The organism is Niastella sp. sgz303648 (genome assembly GCF_059587045.1).
Map to the genome: position 1 here is coordinate 368,774 of NZ_JCAPSW010000002.1, position 23,140 is coordinate 391,913.

Sequence of the window (23,140 nt, forward strand, 5' to 3'; positions counted from 1 at the left end):
AAACAATCAAACAATGAAACACATCATATGTATATCTTTCCTGCTGCTTACATTAAGTTCCTGCAAAAAGTTCCTCGACCAGGTGCCCGACGACCGGCTTACCGACAAAGAAACATTCGAATCATGGGCAACCGCGCAAAAGTTTTTGAATAACGTGTATTCACATGTGCCCGATGAATTCAGCCAGCGATTCGGTGGATCATATAACAGCAGCGATGATTATGGCAATGGAGGTATATGGACGGGCGGCTGCGACGAAGCAGAGTATTTATGGGATTTTGTGCGGTCGAATTTTTTAAATGTGGGTTCGTGGGATGCTTCGTCGGATTTTGTAAAAGCATACTGGACGAATTACTACGCAGGGATCCGCGGAGCCACCATCTTTATTACCAATGCCGATAATATCAGCGACCTCAGCGCCTCAAAAATTGCCCAGTACAAAGCCGAAGCAAGGGCGCTTAGAGCGATGTATTATTTTCAATTGATGCGGCTTTACGGACCTGTTGTATTGTTGGGCGAAAAAGTAGTTGCACCCGACGCCAGCTTACAAATAGGCCGCAGTTCAATAGATGAATGTGTTGAATACATTACAACAGAACTAACTACTGCTGCCAACGTTTTGCCGGTGGTACCCAATAGTGATAATGATTACGGACGAATTACCAAAGGCATTGCCCTGGCTTATAAAGCACAGGCCCTGATGTATGCCGCAAGTCCTTTGTTTAACGGTAATACCGATTATGCGGCTTTGAAAAACACAGATGGAAAGCAACTGATCAGTCAGTCGGTTAGTACCGATAAATGGAAAACCGCCGCCAATGCCTATAGGGAATTCATTACCACCTTTGTGCCGGGTACTTATGATTTGTACAGAGAAAATGACGCCAGCGGAAATTACAGTGCCTATTTATCGTGCCGCAATGTAATGTTAAAAGACTGGAACCGCGAAGTGATATTTTCACGGGTAGGTTCGCTGAACTCACGGCAATATGAAGAATGTCCGCGCCACGATGGTATGAACGGAGAGGTGAGAGGCGGTACCGGGCTGGCTGTTACCCAGGCCATGGTAGACGCCTTTTTTATGGACAATGGTTTAAGCCCGGTACTGGGGTATAATGCTGATGGAACACCCATCGTAAACAGCACATCCGGTTATCAAACCACTGGTTTTTCAGATTTTAAAGCGCCCTCTTCGGACCCCGCTGCTACTACCAGAAATACTTATAACCAGTGGGTGAACAGGGAACCCCGTTTTTATGTAAATATTACCTACAACCGAAGCATCTGGTTAAATACCAATTACGGACAAATAGAAACCACGCTGTTTTACAATGGTAATTCAGGCAAAGGCCCCGGCAAAGGCGATTATTCTGTTACCGGTTATGTGGTGCGCAAAGCAATGGGTACCGGCAAATGGGATGTGAACGATCATAAATTAATATTGATGCGGCTGGCAGAAATATATTTAAGTTATGCCGAGTGCTTAAACGAAGCCGATTATGGAGCCAATCTTGGTGAGATACTAAAATACCTGAACCTGATTCGCGAAAGAGCCGGTATTCCCCAATATGGTACCGGTGCTTCTGCCTTACCTGTACCTGCCGGTCAGGCAGAAATGCGTGAAGCCATCAGAAAAGAAAGAAGGGTGGAACTGGCATTTGAGAACAGCCGGTTCTTTGATGTACGCCGCTGGAAAATAGCCGAACAAACCGAGAACGGCAATGTATACGGATTGAATACCGATTCGCCCGAATCAGGTTTTTATAGCCTGAAAGCATTTGAAAGCCGGGTGTTTTCAAAAAAGCATTATCTGTTCCCGATTCCGCAATCAGAAATCATCAACGACCTGGAGCTGGTTCAAAATACCGGCTGGCAGAAGTAATAATTCAATTTACGCAATGGGGCGGGCGTTTGATACGGACGCTCCATTGCTGTTGTATAAAATAACAGTTCAAATGAAATGGATAAATAATTGCTTTGTTGTTTTGCTGGTAGTGTTGGTTTCATGCAGTGGAAAAACAACGCCAACGGTAGATAAACCCGAGGTTAAACAGGTATCCTTTACAGCAAAAGATGCAACGGATGCATTCAATTCGTTTAACGCCTCATTTTACAGCAGCAATGATCAATTGTATTACGCTACCACCGAAAGAACATCGATCGGCGCCATCTGGACGCAGGCGATTTTTGCCGATATAGTGATGGATGCTTATAAACGTACCAATGATGCTTCGTATTTACAACTCACGAAAGATATCTTTCAGGGTGGGTACTACAGGTATGATAAATACAACTGGGAAAATAAAGCGGTATGGTTTATTTATGACGATATGATGTGGTGGGTGATTTCCCTTACGAGGGCATATGAAATAACAGGCAGTAAAAATTACCTCGATACCGCCATCAGCGGTTTTCAGCGTGTTTGGCGCGATTCGTATGATGCGGTAAATGGCGGCATGTGGTGGGATTTTAATAAGTTGGGTAAAAATTCCTGCATCAATTTTCCTACGGTGATTGCAGCCATGCAATTGTATAAAATAACCGGCGAGGCGGCGTACCTCGACAAGGCAAAAACTATATACAACTGGTCGGTAACCAACCTCGTCAACAGCGATAATGGCCGTGTGGCCGATAATAATATCAATGGTAAAATAAACTTTGGCGATTATACCTATAGCCAGGGAACATTTATTGGTGCCTCGGTGCTATTGTACAAAGCGCTTAAGGATGAAGTATATTTAAAGAACGCTAAGCTTGCGGCCGATTATACGCAAAAATCGATGTGTGATATAAATGGCATATTACCGGCAGAAGGCGACTGGAACGAACAGGGTGTATTAAAAGCCATATTTGCCCGCTATATGATGATGCTGGTAAAAGATGGCGGTCAAACACAATATTTGCCATGGATAAGAAAGAATATTAACACGGGCTGGGGTAACCGCGATGCAGGCCGGGGCCTTACCTATAGAAATTATACAGTGTTGTGCCCTGCAGGCAATATTCAATCCTACGAAGCCAGTAGTATTGTTGGCTTTATGCAGGTATGTGACCCTGAGAAGTAGCGGAAGCCGTGCCACGACCTATTGCCTATTGCCTGTTGCTGATCATTCTTCTGAACGTTAAATTTATTCTTGCTTTATTTATTTTGGTTGATTTGGGCAGGCTGTGCAGCCAGTTGGTTTGCGTGGCGCCCTTCATCACCAGTAAACTGCCGTGCTGCAATAGTATCGACACGCTTTGTTTTGTTTTTTTGTGCTTAAACATAAATTTTCTTTCGGCCCCCAAACTAAGCGAAGCAATAGTTGCATTGGTGCCAAAGCAGGCTTCGTCGTCGCTATGCCACGACATGCCTTCTTCGCCATTATGGTATAAATTCAACAGGCACGAATTGAATACAGCGCCGCTGATCTTTTCTGTTACCGCTTTTAATTCCAATAATTCTTTTGTAAACAGCTGCGCCTGTTTGGTGGTGTTGGAATAGGTGTAATCGTACGGCTGGTCGCCATACCAGGCAACTTCTCTTTTGGTAACAATACGTTTTCCGTAAATGATCAGCTCATCGTGCTGCCATTCGATCGTTTGCAACAAATTATCGAAATAGCGCGATGCTTCTTTTAAGGTAAGTATTGTACCATAATATTCAGCTATTCCATCATATGGCAATAAATTGGTGGTTGTATTATTATTAAACAGATCCATAATTTCATTTTAATATTCACACCGCAAATAACCAATACATTCTAATTACAATAACCCGGATATTGCTATTTTGTATAGCAAATTTCATAATATTATGGTGTATTGCCGGCATCATTCATACTTTATACTATTTTTAGCTTATTGATTGATACCCTGAGCGGAGTCGAAGGGTCAAACAATTTAACTATGGTAAACAGGTTATTGTTACTGGCAACAGGTTGTTTTTGCGTGATTTTATTATTTGCCTGCGCTTCGTCGAAATCAACGAAAGATAAAACAGATCAAACGCCCAAAGCGGTTACCGAATTCAGGGCAGCCTGGGTGGCCAGCGTTGATAATATTAACTGGCCTTATAAAAAAGGATTATCAAGCGAAGAACAGCAGCGCGAAGCCATTGAATTACTCGATTTTTTACAAACACATCATTTTAATGCGGTTATTTTTCAGGTAAGGCCGCAGGCCGATGCTTTGTACCAAAGCAGCATTGAGCCCTGGTCGTATTACCTGAGTGGTGTGCAGGGCAAGGCGCCCGATCCGTATTATGATCCCTTGCAATTTTGGATCGATGCCGCTCATGAACGTGGTATTGAATTACATGTTTGGTTGAATCCGTACCGCGCTCATTCGCCGGTAGGCGGCCCCGTAACCGATAGTTCAATCGTTAAAAAGAAACCTGAACTGGTTTTAAAGCTTAAAGACGGGCATTGGTGGTTCGACCCTTCAAAAAAAGGAACGCAGGAACATGCTACGTCGGTAGTAATGGATATTGTAAAAAGATATGACATCGACGGCGTGCATTTCGATGATTATTTTTATCCCTACCCGGTGTACAATGGCAATGAAGATTTTCCCGACAGTGTGAGCTATAAAGAATATGTTCAGCACGGCGGTAAATTAAGCAGGGGCAACTGGCGGCGTAAGAGTGTAAATGATTTTATACACCATTTATATAAAGACATCAAAGCCGAAAAGCCCTGGGTGAAATTTGGTCTTAGTCCGTTTGGGATCTGGCGCCCCGGTTATCCTTCATCGGTTGAAGGCTTTGATCAGTACAACCAGTTATACGCCGATGCCCGCTTATGGCTGAACAAAGGATGGATCGATTATTTCACGCCTCAGTTATACTGGCGTACCAATAGTTTAACGGCCAGTTATCCGGTGTTGCTCGGGTGGTGGTCGTCGGAAAATAAAAAGCACCGGCATTTGTGGCCGGGGATGAATGTTGGCCGCGATACTACTACGGCCAATGCCACCGAAGCAGTGAATCAGATCATGATTTCGCGCGGCATGTTACCTGCCAGTAACGGTGAGGTACACTGGAGCATCGGTTCGTTGACCAAAGACAGCAACCTGGCAAAAGCGATCGTGCTGGGCCCTTACCGGAAAAATGCGCTGGTGCCTGCCAGCAGCTGGTTAGATCATAATGCGCCTGAACCCCCACAGGTTAAAACAGAACAACAGGGCGATTCGTTAAAAATAAGCTGGACGCATGCCAATGAAAGCGATGTATTTCGCTGGGTGGTGTATCATAAATATGCCGACAAATGGAGTTACACCATTTGTAACCACAACGACCGGTCGCTTGTGATTGCCACAGCTTCCGGAAAGTTTAAGTTAAGTGATATTGCGGTTACAGCTGTTGATAGAACCGGCAATGAAAGCAAAATCTCAAATATTAAATATTGAATTTCGAATTTTGAATGTAGAAGTGAATACAACGATTTTTTACTTCAAGATTCATAATTCAGCATTCGATATTCGTTATTTCATAAGTTGATGTTTTACTAATGCTTCTTTTATAGCATCCATGGCGCTGCGGGTGAGCATTTTGTTCAGGATCACTTTGGCGCCGATCCAGATCATGAATTTGCCCAGCTTGCTGGTTTTAATGGAGTTCATGATCAATGCCTGCGCTCTTTTTTTCACATAGGGCTCAAAATCATCTATCTTCTTTTCTTCAACTACCGGCCAGTTGCTGCCCGATGAAAAGGTAGGTATCGGGAAATAATTGCGCGGAGGCGTAGGTGAAAATATGGGAATGATCTGGTACGATCCGTCGGGCGCTTTGAATTGTTCTTTATTAACGTTTTTATAGCCTTCTTTAAATATTTCATTTTGTTCCAGTGCCGAAACCGGAATGGTAAAATAATTGCGCAGGAACAGTTCGCAATTAAAACGTCCCAGGAAATAATCATGAATGCGAAATTCTTTATTCATAAATCCGCTGAAACCATCCAGGGCTCCGCAGGCAATGGCTTTGTCGCCTGCCACTTCCATAAGCGTACCATCGAGGCGGGGCCTGATGCGGGTGGGGGCAATTAAATATTGTCCGGCTTTGTCATCATTCATGGCATCGCACAGTTGAGCGGGTTTGGCGCGCATCTGTTGCATCATGGCGCTGAAAGTAGCGCCCATTACCTTAAGCAATTTCTGATCGGGTGTAAAAGGACCGGGTTTGTTGCTGGGAAAGGGATCTATCATCACTACCGTGCTTTTGAACTTATTGAAGTCGTGGTATTCCTTTTCATCCGATTGACCTGTTTTTTCAATCAACACTTCTCTTACTTTTTCAAAAGGTTCGTTATTGATTACACCACCGTCTACATTCAATGTTTCGCAAACAGGAGGCGGAACAGGAAAATTTTGGGTGATCTGCGAGCAAAACGGCATACTGTTCACATCGCACGATTTGCGTGAAAGTTTTCGCGATTGCAGTCCAACCGGAAAAGCGCCGGTTGCCATGGCTGCATTACGGGCCACATCGCAGTTGATATCATTTTTAAAATCGAGCGGCATCCATCCGTCGTTGTCCTTTGCGCCGGCATTGTTCATCTTAAAACAGGCATAATCGTTATGGATGGTCATGAAATATTTTTCTAACGGCGTATTTGATGTAAAGCAAATATTATAGGCAAATCCCTGCAGGTTGGTTAAGGTGGTAAATACTTTCATTTCGGGATCAAAATAAGGCGGGGTAGGTTTGGTGGCGCCGGGATTGGCTTTCAGTTCGCGGTTCGCAATCTGATCTATAAAAGATGAATTGAGCAGTGAAATAATACCGTTGCCGTTAATATCATCGGTGTTCAGCATTAAAGGAAACATATCATTATCGATCAAATCGACCCATGAATGATACAATTTGTTTTCGGGATGTTCTGCCATCAGATCGGCAGAAGGTTTTGAAACCGGAATGATTTGGGTGTTGAGCGAAGCTGCCGTAATGATGGCCGTCATACCACCGGCCGAAGCACCGCCGATAACCGGTATTACTACATTGTGCATGGGCGTATCGGGCGTATTGGCATCTTTTCTTTTTTGCCATTCCTGAAGGGCTTCTATCAGGTAATCCATAACGCCGGCTGTATAAGCGCCGGCCGAAACTGCACCGGCCATGCATAAACCAACATGAAAGGTTTTGCCGTCAGAGGTATTAGTATCAGACATATAATGAGGTTTAGTACCGCGGAAGGTAACTATTATATGTAATGGCAAATACCGTATTTTCACCTGATTTTAGCAGTTAAAAAAGAATGGCTCGCGCAAAGGCGCCAGGGCGCAAAGCTTTTTCTTCGCGTTCTTATTGATCGCGAAGCGATCTCCTTTGCGTCTTTGCGAGAAATAAAATAAGAAAAATACAATTAAAATTTCTTCAGCTTTTCGTATAGTTCAGCTCCTATTTCTTCGATGTGCTGATTCATAAAAGCAGGCAAACGCGGATCGCTGGTCATAGCAAGGTAACACGCAAAGTTATCTGCAACTATGTCGGGGTTGTTTTCTTCCAGTAAATTATCAACGAATTGTAGGTTGTTGTCAATTTTCAACCAGGCGGCAATATATTTATCGATGCTTAGTATCAGGTCTAAAAAGAAGTCGACTGTAGCGCCATAAATATTCTGAAAACGAAAATCATAATTGGTAGGCGCGTAAATGTATTCGTTTCGGCCGGTTGCATGTGTTTTTATCCACCTCTTTAATTTTTTGGAACCAACATAAGGAATTATTTCAAGTCCAACACTGCTGCCTGCCATATTGTTTCTTGAGCTCCAGAAGTTAATTTCTATAAATAAGTCTTTTGTTTCGAGCCTTACTTTAGGCCGGGTTTTGGTGTATTTAAACCCTTTTTGCTGATAATAGAATCCAATGGCCTGGCAGAATGCTTCAAAAATTTCAGCCGGCGGAGTAGTATCACTTTGGTTGGTCAGTATGCTGTCTTCAGTCCAGAAAGTCGTCATATAAGTACCCGTTCAGGAATCAATTTGCCGGTAATTTAGCAAATATTCTCACTTGTATGCACGGTAAAAATATATACGTAAAAATGTTGTTTTGGGTTCAGATTACAATAAGGTGGCGATTAAGCAGATACAAATTATTTCTCTATTATGATATTGATTTTAATCATTTGGAATATAATGAAATCTATGCCGGGGGATCGCAGTTTTCGGTGTGACCGGTTCATTGCATACCTTGATGAATATCAACAGAACTGTGAATGGCAACCTGCCGGTACGCTGAGCCTGTCTGGTATCATTTGAGGTACTGCTCCTGATCATGTTTTTGCCGTTGTAATGAAAATAACTTCGTTAAACAACAAAACTATCGTCAATGAAAAAGATATTGCTTGCCTTCGATGGAAGCCATTTTTCAGAAGGCGCTTTTGAGTTTGCGCGGTTGTTAAATGAAAGGATGCCCGTGTTGCTGACCGGCATTTTTCTTCCACAGGTTAATTATGCCAACCTGTGGAGCTATTCAAATGGCGCCAGCGGTCCGTTATTTGTACCGGGACTCGAAGATGAAGATGTGGCGGCGGTGGAAAAGAACATGGAGCGCTTTGAGTTTTTATGCCGGTTTCATAAAATTGAGTATCGTGTACATAAAGATTTTAATGAATTTGCCCTTCCCGGTTTAAAAAAAGAAAGCCGCTTTGCCGATCTGATGATCCTGGGCAGCGAATCTTTTTATAATCAACCGGGGGAAGGTGATCCCAATGATTATTTAAAAGAAATTTTACATCAAACCGAATGTGCAGCCCTGGTTGTTCCTGAACATTTTGTTTTTCCTGCAAGGAATATACTGGCTTATGATGGCAGCGAATCATCGGTATATGCCATTAAACAATTCGCTTATTTATTTCCCGAGCTGCTGAATAATCAAAGCCTGCTGGTATATGCCAAACAAAACGAAGCAGAATTTCCCGATGAGCAATATATTGAGGAACTGGTGAGCCGTCATTACAGCAACATTACATTTAACAAACTCGCCATCAATCCCGATAAATATTTTGGCAGCTGGATGAGTCAGAATGAGAGCGCCATACTCGTAAGCGGCGCCTACGGAAGATCGGCGGTATCGGAATTGTTCAGAAAAAGTTTTGTAACCAATGTGATCAGGGAGCATAAACTGCCTGTATTTATTGCACACCGGTAATGCGAAACATTACCTGAATACGGTGTTGATCTCTTTATATAAATGCAATAGCTGCCAGGTACCGGGCACCACTTACCGGCTGATGGTATTCACCAGATATTGTTCACTTTACAAAACGGACCGTGAAGCAGGAGCCTTTGCCTGGTGCCTGGCGCCTATTGCCTGTTGTCAATTGAACTTGCATCTCTGCCTGCCGCAGTTTCTGCCTGTACCAATACCTTCGTGGGAGAACTGCCTTCTTCATCAAAAATAACAAGTTCATTGCGGCCTTTTTTTAACCAGCACTCAGGTATGTATAAACTGTTGATGGATAATTTTTCAGGATACCGGCCAAGGTTATGGTTGTTTACCCAAACAGAACCATGACTTAACCCTGTTGTTGTTACCCGCCAAACAGCATGCGTGCCTGTTGCCGCGGGTGGCATGGTGTTGAAGTAAGCGCGGAAGTAATATGGTTTATGCGAAAGGATGGCTTTGTTCAGAGGGTTATCAAGGGTGAGCCACCCTTTCGAGGGTGACCCTCCCTTAGCCGCGCCGCCACGCATACGCCAGCCTGTTACTGCATCAGCAGTGCCAATGGTATTGAACCGTACCGGTTTGTCGATACCGCCTTCGTTCGAATAATTTTCAATGAACACCGAAAGGATCACAGGCCCTTTGATGGTATCGGCATCAAAGGTAACCGTAAAGGGCTGGTTCCATCCGTTGTGACCGGCCACGCGTTGTGCATTGATGAATACAGTGGCATTTTCATCAACACTTTTAAACTGCAATGTAAGTTTACCGGCGCCTGCCAGTACAGGCAGTATAGTTTGAAACCAGCCATAACCTTCGTGCAGGTCAAATGCATCATCACCAATTTTATACGGTTTGCTATGTAATGAATCAAATGGCGGCGGGCCCTGTTGTACCGCTGTTGCTGCTGTGGCTTTTACAAAATACCAGTTGCTGAGCGTGCTGATAAACGGACCTCCCTTTTTTATAAATGTCTGTCCGTACAAACCTTTATTATCAATTGAATCGATGGCCCCGGTGTAGGCAGCCAGTTTATCGCGGCCATCATGTGATGTAAAAACTGCCAGTGTATGTTTACCGGCCTGCAGGGGTAGCAGCAGTTCACCGTTTTTTATATTTCCGCTGCCTGCCTGTTTGCCATCGATAAAAGTTATAGCACGGTCGCCCCCTTCAACCTGCAGTGTATAGGTACCGGCCGATGGAACCTGCAGCGTGGTGCGGTACCAGGCATTGGCCGTTGTATCGCCATCGGCTCCCATGGGTAGCGGAAACCGGCTTTGTGTAAAGTTGTTATCGGCGTAGTTAATGGCCGCTTCGGAGGCAGCAGGCATGTACTGCCATGGCGTCAAAGACAAATGCGTTGCATGTTGAACAGGTTGCTTATATTTTAAAGCCAGTTGTTTACCGGCGCTTTCATCATAGATCCATAACGGATAGGGACGGTTGCTTTGCCAGGGCTGTTCTGTTATGATGTTCATTTGTTTTGCATCAATGGTGCAGTCACCAACATAGGCTGGTCCGCAAACAACCATATTTTGCCGGGCAGTTGAAATAAACCAGGTATGGCTGGCCAGTTCGGGCGTTACGGCCAGTATGCGTATTTGTTGCGTGCCTGCAGTAAACATACATTCAACCGGCCGGTCGCTGTTGGTAAAGGTGGTTTGCCAGGTGATGGATGTACCGGATATATTAAATGCAGCATTGCCTTTGCTGATCACTGGTTTTGCCAAAGTGGTAAACTGCAATTCGCCGGTACTGCCTGCAGCACCCAACACTACGATGGTCGAAGTATTTTTTTGCCGGCAAATGCCCAGTATCCTCACCGGCGCCCATGCTACTATAACTTTATCAGTAAGGGCAAACTGATGAACCACCGGCATAATTTCTCCGGGGGCCAGTGTACAAATGTTCTTATTTCCGTTGGGAGCAGTAAGCGTTGTTTGAACCGGCGACTTACCGGGATTGTCGAGAAAAATAATATTGCCTGCTTCGCTGTGGCGTGCGGTAATATGAACAGCTGTATCGGCAACTACCTGTTTGTACAATTCCGTTGCATCCCTGCTATTGGCAAGTATATTTTGAAAGCTTTGTGCAAACAGGGCGATCCGCTTAAAGGTATAATAAATGGGGCGCAGATCGCCTGCCTGACCAACGGCAGCGCCATAATCATAGCTTGCAGCGTTTTCGTCATTATTGGTGTATCCAAAATTGCTGCCGCCATGGGCCATGTAATAATTGTAACCCCCGCCACCATGGGCAATGATCTTCCAGGTTCGCCGGCCAAAAATCCGCGCATCTTCTTCATCAGATCCATATTTGTTGTACCACACACACCAGAATTCGGTAGTGAACCAGGGATTGGCCCGTGTACTGTCGTCGGTAAAGCCATCTCCGGCGGGATCGCTGGCATGGTGCAGACCGCTGAAAAAATACGGCACCTGAAGACCGAGTGATAACGCTTTGGTTTGAAGATGGTGAAAATATTCGTTTGGCATTACAGTGCCCCAACCTGCAGGATGTTCGTTTTCGAGCTGTTCAATGATCACAGGTCCGCCATGGTTGATCTGATGACGATGCACAATAGGAAGCAGTGTATCAAAAAAAAGGTCAACATACTTTTCAAATTCCGCATTGTGCTCGCGAACCTTCACCCCCTTTTTGAATTTCAGCCACACCGGATAGCCTCCATTATTCCATTCTGCGCAATAATAAGGGCCGGGCCGAACAATCGCATACAGGTTCAGCTGATGAACCAGTTTCAAAAAATAATCAAGGTCATGATCACCTGTAAAATTGAATATCCCTTCGCGGGCTTCATGAAAATTCCATATGGTATAAATTTCAATACAGTTAAAGCCGCATCGTTTCAGGCGCAGCAGGCGATCGTACCACAAGGCGCGCGGTATACGTGCATATTCAAGGCCTGCCGATACCAGGAAGGTTCGTTTTCCATTTATGATAAAGCCTTTGGCATCGAAATCGATAAATGGTTTGGCAACGGGAGCGGGTTGAAAAATGTGATCGTTCACAGCAGGCTGACTAAAAGCTCTGCCTATAGAACCTATACCAAAGAACAACGAAATCAATATTACCAATAATGGCCGGCCATAATGCGGCAGGCTGCCTGATACATGCTTCATAATTGCGTAACGATCGGTTATAAATGGAATATCCCTGAAAATAAGGAGTAGTTAAAAAGATAGGAAGCCAAAGATAATGAGCCACAGGCAGATATCAAAAAAACAAAGTCCCGCTTTTAGCGGGACTTTGTGGGAACGTTGGTTTTTACAAGGGATTAAAGGAAAGCCTTATGGGCTACAGCATCAGTTGGCATGTTCCAGCCTATCTTTAGTTTGCTCAAATTCCTCGCGGCTGATTTCGCCTTTTAAGAATTTCTTTTTAAGCGTATCGATCGGGTTTTTGTTGCCGTCTTTTTCGGTTAATGTAAAAACAAGTATAACTGCATACATTAAAAAAAAGAAAGTCCAGGTGATCCACCATATCCAGTGCATTCCCCAGAAGTATTCATGCATTGGCCACATACAAATTAATTTTATAAGGTGTAGAATTAGTAGTTCGATTACAACCCAAAATTATTCAGCATTGGTGAGGGTGGTCATGATAACGATCAAGCGAAAGACTGATTGAAAGCAATGGGATGGTTTGATTGTTAAATTGTCTGATTGTTGGGGAGAGTCAGGTTATTGAAAAAAATAATTGAATAATGACCACCGTCATTGTTTTGCATCTGTATTATTTAGTAAATTTATTACAGATTAACCCACGGTAAAAGGTTAAGCGTGGAAGATAGAAAAACTGTTAAGTGGCTGTCTGAAAAAGACGGAAAACGAAGGCGGTAAACTATCTGTCCTAAACGGCAGAATAAATCTGTTATCTTAACCAGAAAACTTAGCGGGTTAAGCAGACGCTGATAGAATAAGGTTGTAACAGACCACAAGCTACCAACGTCGGACGGGGGCGGGTCAATGACCCGCTCTTTTTTTATCTTTCTTCTTCATTACTCTGTATTACCATTCCCCCCTTTGCGGTAAATTCCTGCATGAATAAATTATAATTGTCGGGATTCAGCGGGCGGGTGGCATCTTCAATGATATATGTTTTAAAGCCTTCTTCAAGACTATCCATGGCCGTTGCAAACACGCAGATGTCGCCGGCAAGGCCAACGAGGTAAACTTCTTCTACTTTTTTTTCGCGAAGGTAGCCGGCCAGTCCGGTCGAAGACCGGCGGTCGTTATCATAAAAGCCGCTGTAGCTGTCGATATCAATGTGCGTACCTTTTCGGAAAATAGTTTGTACAGGTTTTGTATTTAAGGAAGATGGAAACTCTGCGCCTGGGGTCCCCTGCACACAATGGTCGGGCCAAAGCGTTTGTTGTGTGCCGTTAATGTAAATATTTTCGAACGGGTGTTTGCCGGGATGATTCGATGCAAAGCTTTTGTGATCGGCCGGATGCCAGTCCTGCGTAGCGGCCACTACTTCAAAATAATTCAGCAACCGGTTTACAACCGGAATAATGGCATCACCTTCCGGTACGGGCAATGCGCCGGTTGGCAAAAAATCGTTTTGAATGTCTATGAGCAATAATGCTTTCATGTTTTAAATGCTTAACGCGAAACGCTGAACGCTTAATGCGAAACGCTGAACGCTTAATGCGAAACGCGAAATGCTCAATGCGAAATGCTCAATGCGAAATGCGAAACGCTCAACGCTTAATGCTTAACGCAAAACCACAAACCACAAACTACTTACCATCTGCTACCCGCTCATCTCTCAACCGATCTCTCAATTCAAGCAACTTTTTGCTAATCCCCACTTTATAGGTATGGGGATTTTCAAAGCGCTTGAATTCTGCCGGTAACAGGGCCAGTCTTTTTAAGGTATAAGCAGCAATATCGGTCAGGGATGATGGTGGTAACAATTGTTTCCCATTCTCCATTACCTTATGCAGCAGGGGCTCCTGCTGCAGGTGTCCAACAGGTAACGACTGACCGGGTTCAACCGGATGATAAATCACGGGCTGTTGTTGTTCATCGTTCAGTACAATGGCATCAGCGCCAAAGAACAATCCATTGTTGTCGGTAACACGTAGCACCTGCTTTATTCCGGGCAGCGATGTTTTTTGCAGCGTTTCTGATAATTTTAAACGGGGCTTGCCACCGGCCATGGAAAGTTTATACACGCCATCGAGCGAAGCATCGGGCTGACCGGTAACCAATCTTGTACCAATGCCAAAAACATCAATGGGAGCACCCTGTTCCATCAAACTTTTTATAACGTATTCATCCAGCTGGTTCGAGGCCACAATTTTTATATAATACAAACCTGCTTCATTTAACATAGCGCGGGCGCGTTTGGCCAGCCAGGCCAGATCGCCGCTGTCGAGCCGTATACCAGCTGCGCGATGTCCTCTTTTTTCCATTTCCCTGGCAACGGTAATAGCATTGGGTATACCGCTTTGCAGGGTGTCGTAGGTATCTACCAGAAAAATGCAGTTATCGGGCCGTACATGGGCGTAAGCGCGAAAGGCTTCCAGTTCCGAATCGTAGCTTTCGATAAAAGCATGCGCCATAGTGCCGGATGTGGCCAGATGGTATAACTCTGCAGCATATACGTTGCTGGTGCTTTCAAAGCCGCCGATGATAGCGGCCCGGGTTGCCAGTATGCCGCCGGGGCCATGTGAACGGCGTAAACCGAAATCGCTGAGTATTTTGTCGCCGGCAACAAATCGCATACGCGAGGCTTTGGTGGCAATCAGCGATTCAAAGTTCATGATGTTCAGCAGCAGCGTTTCGATCAGCTGGGCTTCAAATTGTGTTCCTTCAACCCGAATAACAGGACAATTGGGAAACACGAGGTCGCCTTCCGTTACGGCATATAGTGTGCCTTTGAATTGAAACCGTTCCAGAAAATCGAGGTACGACCGGTTGAAAGACAAAGTTTGTAAAAAAGCAATATCTTCTTTGGTGAAATGAAGGGTTTCCAATATTTGTAGCAGGTCGTGTAAACCGGCCGAAACCACATAGCCGCCCCTGTTAGGAATTTTTCTGAAGAAGTAATCAAAGCAAACCGGTATGTTGTGCCTGTTTTCCAAAAAGTATACTTCGCCCATAGTGAGCTGATACAGGTCGGTATAGTTACCGGTTATTGTTATTGAAAACATGCACAGTGCTTTTGAATGTTACGGGAGCAGGAGTATAAAGTTACGAAACGAAAGTAATAGATCGCGCAAAGGTGCAAAGGCGCAAAATACAGTTACAGGTTACAGGTTGCAAGGTTCAGGATAACCAACACATTCAGGCTCCTGTAACATGGAACCTGTAACTTGTAACAATTAATATTTAGCTCTTTAGCGCCTTCGCACGAAAATTATTACTTTATTATGATCTGAATTGTTCGCAGCGGAACCACAATATTTTGCGAACCATTGTTCAGCGAATGATTCAGGTCGAGCAGGGCTTTTTCGAGTAAAAAGGTTTGCAGCATCACTCTGAAATCGGCTTTTTCTTTCGGTACAAAGCGGCTGGGAGCCACTGTATCGAGCCAGCCCTTTATAAAAAAGCCGCCCATATAATGCGCCCATAAACGGGCAAAGGGAATGTATTTTTCAATATTATCTTTTAGTATATGGTTGTTCAAAAAGAAACCTTCATAAGCTGCATTGTGAAATGAGCGCAGCATGGTGGCCACATCGTGTACGGGCGACCGTTTTAATCTTCTTTCGCTATATGGCCGAAGCGGATCGCCGCCGAAACCCTGTATGGCAACATCTTTACCGGTGAGCAAAACCTGGTCGAGCGAATAGTTGCCATGAATGCGTATTTTTAGCACATCGAGCTTCTTGTTGTATATTCTTTTCAGCACATTCAAAATATCGTCGCGATGCTGTAATATTTCCTCTGCTTCGGGCAGCGTTTCGGGGGGAATGCGGTGCATATTTCTTTTCAGATTCTGAAATGCTTCACGAACGAGCGATACCATGGCCGAGAATAATGAGCGCTGGTAATGCAGTGAAAATTCTTCGGGTCTGAAATCTTTTGAGTCAACCGGCGAGGCAAGCGCCAGATGCATTTCACCGGTGCGTATACCCATCAAACGCGCCTGGTCGGCGGCACGGCTGCCCAGCAGGTCCTTTAATCCGTTGGGTAATTGTTCAAATGGCAAAGGGTCGGTTAAACTGCCGGTCATCTCATAGGTCGGAAGGTTTTCCTGGTTTATAGCCAGTAATCTTTCTATATAATTGTACAAACGTTCAAGCATATAGCTATATCCGTTACCATGGTTCTCGACCATTACCTGCATCATGCCCAGCGTCATAAGGCCTTTTTCCGTCATCCATTCAATGGCGCCGAGGAAGGGTGGAACATGTTCAAACTTTACTTTTTCGCTCAGGAAATGTGTTATCTCTGCATCGGGGTTGATAATATAATCTACCCTGCGGTACAGGGTAAGAAAAAAATTGTTATCGTAGCTAACGGAGCTGTGATACCGGTCGCCATCGTACATTTTAGATGATATGTCGTTGTGTTGCGCTGCATATTTTTCCAATACCCCGTTGTTGTAAAACCTGACGTGGGTGTTTTCATTAATGGTAATGGTTTCGTATTTCATCATATGGTTAAACAGCAGCTGCTGAAATCCCGTAGCATACACGGCATCGCAAATAGCGCCCTTCTCATCGCTCAGCTGTACATGGGCGAGTATTGACTGGGGGTGCTGGTCTGATATTCTTTTTTCGGCCTTCGACTTTACAAATGTTATGATCACCTGGTATAGCTCGGGCAGGCCGCTTTCGTAGGTTACTTCAAGCAACAAAAGAACGGCATTGTGTGGTATTAGGGGAATAGTAACATTATTAATGATCTCAACACTGTAAACCGAACGCGCCCTGCCGGTAAACCACCTCGATTGTTTCAGGTAACGTGGCAAAATGGTATTTTCCAGTACAGAACGGTTTGCCTTGCCCATAATATCATCCCATGATTTCATTTGCAGCTTCGGGATCTCTTTCTGCTCATCCATTTCGGGATGCGCTTTTTCGAGCGCAAACCAATGGTAATTATGCGGACCTAACGTAAAGAAATAGGTGCCTGTGTTTCCTACAGCCGGAAATCTATTCCTGCTCATCATTTCGATGAGCGAATACCCTTTATAACCATCGAGCGGCACTTCGGCCACCTGGGCAAACTTCGACAGGTTTACAATGATCAGCAGGGTTTCATCATCATACCTGCGTATAAAGGCCAGCACCTTCGGATTGTCGACATTTAAAAAAGAAAAATCACCGCGGCCAAAGGCCTTGTATTTTTTGCGCATGGTGATCATGCGCTTCATAAACCAGAACAACGACGAGGTATTGCGCCGTTGCATTTCAACATTCACCGATTCGTAATGATATTCGGGGTCGAGTATTAAAGGCAGGTACAACCGGTGCGGATTGGAGGATGAAAAACCGGCGTTGCGGTCGGGCGACCATTGCATGGGGGTGCGAACGCCATCACGATCGCCTAAATAAAAATTATCGCCCATGCCAATTTCATCGCCATAATAAATAACAGGTGTTCCCGGTAATGAAAAAAGCAGCGAATTGAGCAGCTCAATTTTTTCGCGGTTATTATCCATCAGCGGCGCCAGGCGATGGCGGATACCGAGGTTGATGCGTGCTTTGGGATCTTTCGCATACACTTTGTACATGTAATCTCTTTCTTCATCGGTAACCATTTCTAATGTAAGCTCATCGTGGTTGCGAAGAAAAATGGCCCACTGGCAGGTGTTGGGGATGGCCGGCGTTTGATCGAATATATCTGTAATGGGGTAGCGGTCTTCCATTTGCAGGGCCATGAACATGCGCGGCATTACCGGAAAATGATAATTCATCTGGCATTCATCGCCATCACCGAAGTAACTGGCTGAATCTTCGGGCCACATATTGGCTTCGGCCAGTAACAGGGTACCGGGGAATTTTTCATCTACATGCGCGCGTAATTTTTTTAAAAAGCTATGCGTTTCGGGCAGGTTTTCCCCATTGGTGCCTTCGCGTTCGAACAAATAGGGAACGGCATCGAGCCTGAAACCATCAACGCCCATACTGCACCAGTAATCGATGATGTTAAACACTTCGTGCTGCACTTGTGGGTTATCGTAATTCAGGTCGGGCTGGTGATGAAAAAAGCGGTGCCAGTAATATTGCTGCGCCACGGGGTCCCACGTCCAGTTACTGGTTTCAAAATCCTGAAAAATTATGCGCACATCTTTGAACTGGTTGGGGTCGTCGGTCCATACATAATAATTTCTTTCCGGCGATCCTTTTGGCGTCGAGCGGGCCTTCTGAAACCAGGGATGCTGGTCGCTGGTGTGGTTAATTACCAGCTCGGTAATTATTTTCAGGTTGCGCTGATGGGCTTCATCGAGCAGGCTTTTCAGTTGTTTTATATTACCATATGATGGGTTGATGCTGAAATAATCGGCAATATCGTACCCGTCATCACGCAGGGGCGAGGGATAAAACGGCAACAACCAGATAACATTTACGCCCAGTTCCTGCAAATAATCGAGTTTTTGCAGCAGGCCGCCAAAATCGCCTATGCCGTCGCCATTGCTGTCGCAAAAGGCTTTTATGTGCAGCTCGTAAATAATGGCATCTTTATACCAGTGCAGCTTGTCGCTGAGTTCCTGTGTTTTTGTTTCCATACTTGCCTGTTATAATACCTGTATGCTTTTTTGATGTAGCTACTCATCAGGCGAAGCCGGCAGGTGTGCCTGAAACAGCATAATTTTTATGCCAGAAGGGCAGAGGGGGGACGGTAAGGACGTGGCAACCAGCGGGTTTCCTGAAATGTACTGAAAAAACCTCGCCAAAAATTGGTAATGTTTTTAAAAGATTTAGGTTGATGCTTTCTTTCGGGGAAATGCATCCCGGCGATTGTTATTCAATATTCATTATTCGAAATTCAGGGGTTGGTAATTCTTTCTTTTTCCCATTTTTCAATAAAGGAAAGCGCTTCGCTGTCGGTGAGGTTATGAAATGAGTCGTATACCTGCGATACGGCATGATAGTGTGGCGGAGTTTGTAACACTATAACTTCATCTGCTACCTGTTGTAATTCGGCTATTTTGTCGGCCGATGCTACCGGTGCCGCAACGATAATTTTAGCGGCGCCCATTTTACGGCACATATAAATGGCGGCAAAGATGGTAGCGCCGGTAGCGATACCGTCATCAACTATGATCACCATTTGGAAAAGCAGATCGGGTAGTGGGTGTCTGGTACGCAAATCGGCCATCCGCCGTTCTATTTCTTTCTGTTGCTGTTCTTTTATCGCTTCCATCATTTGAGGCGAAACGCGGGCGCCTGCTGCAGGCGTATAGTATACCGTTCCGTCTTCGGCAATAGCGCCGAATGCGAACTCGGGGTTTTGAGGGTGCCCCAGCTTACGTACTATTATAAGCGATAGCCGGGCACGAAGTTGCCGGGCAACATAATATGCGGTTTCGACGCCGCCACGGGGAATGCCTAATACAATCACTTGCCGGTTGCTGTACTTTTCCAGCGCCTTAGCCAGTTGCAATGCTGCGTCTTTGCGGTCGGCAAACATGGCAGGAAGTTTAGAAGTTACCGGTTGCCGGTTGCCAGTTACCTGTTACCAGTTACCAGGTACCAGGAGATAGGGAACAGGTACCCGGTATCAGTTACCTAAGCGCAATGTGTTCACCCGTGGTTTTCACCACTCCCTCATTGCTTATGCGGGTACCAAATTCGTACGATAGTTGCTGCATACGGCGAATGGCCCATCTGAAATCGCTTCCATCGGCCATATTAACCTGGCATTTATTAATGAAAACCGGTACCAGTTGTAAACCGGTAACGCCGGTGTGGCCGGCCTGTACCATAAATAAAAACGAGTGATCGTTGCGCAGAAAAGGGTCAACCACATAATCATCTATAAAGTCGCCGGTGTCGTACAGGATCAGTGAGCGTTTGTACAGTTCAATTCCCTGAAAATTGTGGGCGCTGTGTCCGTGTATAATGTTGGCGCCGCTGTCGGCCATAGCATGGGCAAACTGTATGAAAGCCGGTGCAGGTCTTTCTTTCTTATTCGGTCCCCAGTGAATGCTTACAATAACGAGGTCGGTTTGTTTGCGTAGCCGGCTGATTATATTGAGTGCCCGCGACCTGTGCGCTTTATAAGCAATGTTGATATAATTGGTGCCATACCGGTTGTGAAGGGCCTTCCAGCTGGGTTCATTATCGGTAAAACCTGTTAGGCCAATGCGCAGGTTGTTGCAGTTTATTATAACAGGTTCTGCGGCCTGCCTGCTGTTTATGCCTGCACCCGTGAATTGTATATGGGCGGCCTGTAAGGTATTGATGGTTTCTTTCAGGCCTTCTTCTGAATAATCAAGAATATGATTGTTGGCCAGGTTAACAGCGGTTATTTGCGCTTCGGCTAATGAGTTTACTTTATCGGGCGTTGCCCTGAAATTAAATACTTTGCTTACCAGCTGGTTGCTGCGGGTGAGGGTAGTTTCGAGATTAACAATGTTCAGATCGGTGCTTTTAAGCAATGGTAATATATTGCCCCACGGATAAGCATATCCCCGTTTGGTAATAACCGAATCAACATACCTGCCGATCATTACATCACCGGCTAAACCAATGGTTATTTTATCTTTCATACGCTGAACGCTTAAGGCTTAACGCTGAATGCTTAACGCTAATGCCGAACGCGTTAATGCGTTAAGCGTTGCGCGTTACGCGTTTAGCGTTTTACGAAGCTACCTGTATGATGAAGGCTGTTTCAATGACTGGCATCATAATGATGTATGATTCACCTCACAGTTTTAGGTGAATGAGAGGGGCGCGGTTAATTGTATATTTCCTGTGCTTCTCTGTTGAGCAGGGCTGTTTCCCATGTACACAGCATATGCAGCGTTGATTCGGTATTGCTGATCAGTTTTTCGGTGTAGGCAATGATTGTATCGAGGTAGTAAGCCACCTGCGTCATGGTTATTACACCGTTTTTATTTTCATTGTTCTCTGCTTCTTTTTGTAAAAGCGCATGAAAGTATTGAAAGTATTCTCCAATCTGGTACATTTTGTTTTCGATACCATCGTACTCATTTCTTATTTCTTCGCTATCGAACGATTGGCTGAGTTCATCGGTAAACATATCGGTGAGTTTATTGGATAGCCTCTGGCTGCCATTCAATACAAAATCTTCAACCAGTTCAAGAAAAGAATTAAGCACCTCTGTGAGGTGGGTAAAATAGGGCGATGTGTACGGTTCGGCCGCGGTATGGGAAAATAATTCTGCACAGGTTTCCTGTATAAAGGCATTCAGGCGTTCAGCATCGGGGGTATCGTGGTTGATTAATTTAGCCAGCAGGCGATGCATAATAGTGTCGTCGTGCAACCGGGGCGTGAGCATGTTGCCCAGGGAGCCGATTTCTGTTTCGTTTTTTCCAAATGTTTTGAAAAGCAGGTTCTGGTATTGCTTTACATCTGCACCGGAATAAGCAACATGTTGTTGTCTGAATTTCTTTGTAAAACTGGTTTTGAAAGGATAGGAGCACATAAGGTGATTTTTTGAAGGTGAAGGGAATAAATCACCCCACAATGTTACATCACCTGATGTGGCGTTTACAAGTATATGGAACTGTATTCCATTTGTTTACAGGTTTATCAATCGCCGGCTAAATATATTTATTTAGGGTTTGCCGGTTAATGTGGGCTACTTCATTCATAACGGGGAGTTTTAAGCTGGTGAACCAGCCTGCCGGCAGGCTGGTAAGTAATGGGCATTCAAAAGTCATTGGTGTTGCTGATTACAATCATTTTAATTTTCCTGTTTAGCATGTAATTTCAATACAGCCGTTTTTATTACATTAATCAAAACTAAAAACATGTATTATGGGACCTGTTAATATTTGCCAAAGCTGCAGTATGCCCATCGATGACCCCGAATTACAGGGTATCGAAAAAGATGGGTCAAAAAGTAAGGTGTATTGTAAATATTGTTACGACCATGGCGAATTCGTAAATCCTTACATGACGCTCGAAGAAATGGAATCGCTGGTTAAAACACAAATGACCCGATTAAAAATTGCACCAGCCGTTATTGATATGGCCGTAAATAGCCTGCCAATGCTGAAACGCTGGAAAACCAAAGTGAATATTCTTTAACATCATCCTGTTTGAAGGTATATATGAATAATGGTCAATGGCGAATACCATTGATCCGCCTGCATATAGCTTTAATGGCTGATGAATGGCGTATTCCATGCAGAAATAAGCAACAGGTGTTGCATATGCCTGAGCAATGGGATAGGGGTGTTTGAATGAAAATGACATGTGCAAAAAGATTAATAAACAATGATCCTGCCGGGGCGGCTTTCGACCGGGTGCCCGTTCTTATAGATCCAGATACTGAGCATACCGTTCTGATAGTGAGATGTTACAAAATCAGGATCGGCATTTTTGGGCAGCAGTATTTCGCGCTTAATACAATGACAGGGTGACTTTCTTATATGTTTATGCTGCTCTGGTTCACCGTCATGATGGCTCATGGCGGTAATGGTTAATACCTGCCCTTTGGTGTAAACAAAAAAATCATCGCGCCTGTAGCCCGGCACAGCAATTTGTATTTTATAGTAATTAGCCACCTCTGTAATTTTTACGGGCGGCGACAACATTTTGCGATGTGTTTTATTTATTACATCGTGCAGTTGCTTTTCTTTCCATTGCAACGGCTCGTACTGGCCCGGATAAATGGAAGTTTGTTCGGAAATTGATTTTTCATTGGTTACCATTGTTTTGTTATTATTAAATTGTGTACAGATTGGTTCACGCTTTCCTGTCTTTAGTTTCCTCAATTACATGCTTTCATCTATTTGTAAGTTATTTCATTTACATGCTTTTTTTGCTGATTCACATCAGTTCAACGCATGACAATAGGATGTTGCCGGTGAAGGCAGTTATTCA

At 44.5% G+C, this 23,140-nt stretch carries 17 protein-coding genes; 5 read left to right on the forward strand and 12 right to left on the reverse strand.

Annotated elements, in window-relative coordinates:
* The first annotated feature begins 13 nt into the window (after nt 1–13).
* Together AC59IL_RS06185 and AC59IL_RS06190 are read left to right on the forward strand one after the other, a co-directional pair.
* Complete coding sequence (locus AC59IL_RS06185; RefSeq protein WP_496551227.1) at nt 14–1,882, forward strand: RagB/SusD family nutrient uptake outer membrane protein; 1,869 nt, start codon at nt 14–16, stop codon at nt 1,880–1,882.
* 73 nt (nt 1,883–1,955) lie between these two features.
* Nucleotides 1,956–3,065 (forward strand): glycoside hydrolase family 76 protein, encoded by a 1,110-nt coding sequence (locus AC59IL_RS06190; RefSeq protein WP_496551228.1) that lies wholly within the window; start codon nt 1,956–1,958, stop codon nt 3,063–3,065.
* Nucleotides 3,066–3,090: 25 nt separating this feature from the next.
* On the opposite strand, the gene AC59IL_RS06195 is transcribed toward AC59IL_RS06190, so the two are convergent.
* Nucleotides 3,091–3,702, reverse strand: a complete 612-nt coding sequence (locus tag AC59IL_RS06195; RefSeq protein WP_496551229.1) for an alpha-ketoglutarate-dependent dioxygenase AlkB family protein — start codon at nt 3,700–3,702, stop codon at nt 3,091–3,093.
* 186 nt (nt 3,703–3,888) lie between these two features.
* On the opposite strand from AC59IL_RS06195, the gene AC59IL_RS06200 reads away from it, so the two are divergent.
* Nucleotides 3,889–5,388 carry a glycoside hydrolase family 10-like protein gene (locus AC59IL_RS06200; protein ID WP_496551230.1) on the forward strand — a complete coding sequence of 500 codons (1,500 nt, stop codon included), beginning with the start codon at nt 3,889–3,891 and terminating at the stop codon, nt 5,386–5,388.
* A 75-nt stretch (nt 5,389–5,463) separates the two neighbouring features.
* On the opposite strand, the gene AC59IL_RS06205 is transcribed toward AC59IL_RS06200, so the two are convergent.
* Both AC59IL_RS06205 and AC59IL_RS06210 read right to left on the reverse strand, forming a co-directional pair.
* The gene (locus tag AC59IL_RS06205; protein ID WP_496551231.1) at nt 5,464–7,146 is read right to left on the reverse strand and encodes a patatin-like phospholipase family protein; all 1,683 of its coding nucleotides are present in this window, start codon (nt 7,144–7,146) and stop codon (nt 5,464–5,466) included.
* Between the two features lie 194 nt (nt 7,147–7,340).
* Complete coding sequence (locus tag AC59IL_RS06210) at nt 7,341–7,934, reverse strand: hypothetical protein (protein ID WP_496551232.1); 594 nt, start codon at nt 7,932–7,934, stop codon at nt 7,341–7,343.
* Nucleotides 7,935–8,304: 370 nt separating this feature from the next.
* On the opposite strand from AC59IL_RS06210, the gene AC59IL_RS06215 reads away from it, so the two are divergent.
* Entirely contained in the window at nt 8,305–9,126 is an 822-nt protein-coding gene (locus tag AC59IL_RS06215) for a hypothetical protein (protein WP_496551233.1), read from the forward strand.
* Nucleotides 9,127–9,281: 155 nt separating this feature from the next.
* On the opposite strand, the gene AC59IL_RS06220 is transcribed toward AC59IL_RS06215, so the two are convergent.
* The 8 genes from AC59IL_RS06220 to AC59IL_RS06255 all read right to left on the reverse strand — a co-directional run bounded on the left by AC59IL_RS06220 (nt 9,282) and on the right by AC59IL_RS06255 (nt 21,734).
* The gene (locus tag AC59IL_RS06220) at nt 9,282–12,281 is read right to left on the reverse strand and encodes a beta-galactosidase (RefSeq protein ID WP_496551234.1); all 3,000 of its coding nucleotides are present in this window, start codon (nt 12,279–12,281) and stop codon (nt 9,282–9,284) included.
* A gap of 183 nt (nt 12,282–12,464) precedes the next feature.
* On the reverse strand, nt 12,465–12,683 hold the full coding sequence (locus AC59IL_RS06225; protein ID WP_496551235.1) for an SHOCT domain-containing protein: 219 nt from the start codon (nt 12,681–12,683) through the stop codon (nt 12,465–12,467).
* A gap of 460 nt (nt 12,684–13,143) precedes the next feature.
* Nucleotides 13,144–13,755 (reverse strand): bifunctional nicotinamidase/pyrazinamidase, encoded by a 612-nt coding sequence (gene pncA, locus AC59IL_RS06230; RefSeq protein ID WP_496551236.1) that lies wholly within the window; start codon nt 13,753–13,755, stop codon nt 13,144–13,146.
* Between the two features lie 148 nt (nt 13,756–13,903).
* A complete protein-coding gene (locus AC59IL_RS06235) occupies nt 13,904–15,322 on the reverse strand; it encodes a nicotinate phosphoribosyltransferase (protein ID WP_496551237.1) in 1,419 nt (472 codons plus the stop codon).
* A gap of 209 nt (nt 15,323–15,531) precedes the next feature.
* Nucleotides 15,532–18,849 (reverse strand): maltose alpha-D-glucosyltransferase, encoded by a 3,318-nt coding sequence (gene treS, locus AC59IL_RS06240; RefSeq protein WP_496551238.1) that lies wholly within the window; start codon nt 18,847–18,849, stop codon nt 15,532–15,534.
* A 260-nt stretch (nt 18,850–19,109) separates the two neighbouring features.
* A complete protein-coding gene (locus AC59IL_RS06245) occupies nt 19,110–19,754 on the reverse strand; it encodes a phosphoribosyltransferase (RefSeq protein ID WP_496551239.1) in 645 nt (214 codons plus the stop codon).
* Between the two features lie 94 nt (nt 19,755–19,848).
* A complete protein-coding gene (locus tag AC59IL_RS06250) occupies nt 19,849–20,835 on the reverse strand; it encodes a CapA family protein (protein ID WP_496551240.1) in 987 nt (328 codons plus the stop codon).
* Between the two features lie 188 nt (nt 20,836–21,023).
* A complete protein-coding gene (locus AC59IL_RS06255; protein WP_496551241.1) occupies nt 21,024–21,734 on the reverse strand; it encodes a hypothetical protein in 711 nt (236 codons plus the stop codon).
* 335 nt (nt 21,735–22,069) lie between these two features.
* Between AC59IL_RS06255 and AC59IL_RS06260 the strand changes: the two genes are divergently transcribed.
* Nucleotides 22,070–22,342, forward strand: coding sequence for a zinc ribbon domain-containing protein (locus AC59IL_RS06260; protein WP_496551242.1), 273 nt, complete (start codon nt 22,070–22,072; stop codon nt 22,340–22,342).
* A gap of 179 nt (nt 22,343–22,521) precedes the next feature.
* Here AC59IL_RS06260 and AC59IL_RS06265 read toward each other — a convergent pair whose 3' ends face one another.
* Nucleotides 22,522–22,968: an Hsp20/alpha crystallin family protein gene (locus AC59IL_RS06265; protein WP_496551243.1), complete on the reverse strand. Its 447-nt coding sequence runs from the start codon at nt 22,966–22,968 to the stop codon at nt 22,522–22,524.
* Between the last annotated feature and the right edge of the window lie 172 nt (nt 22,969–23,140).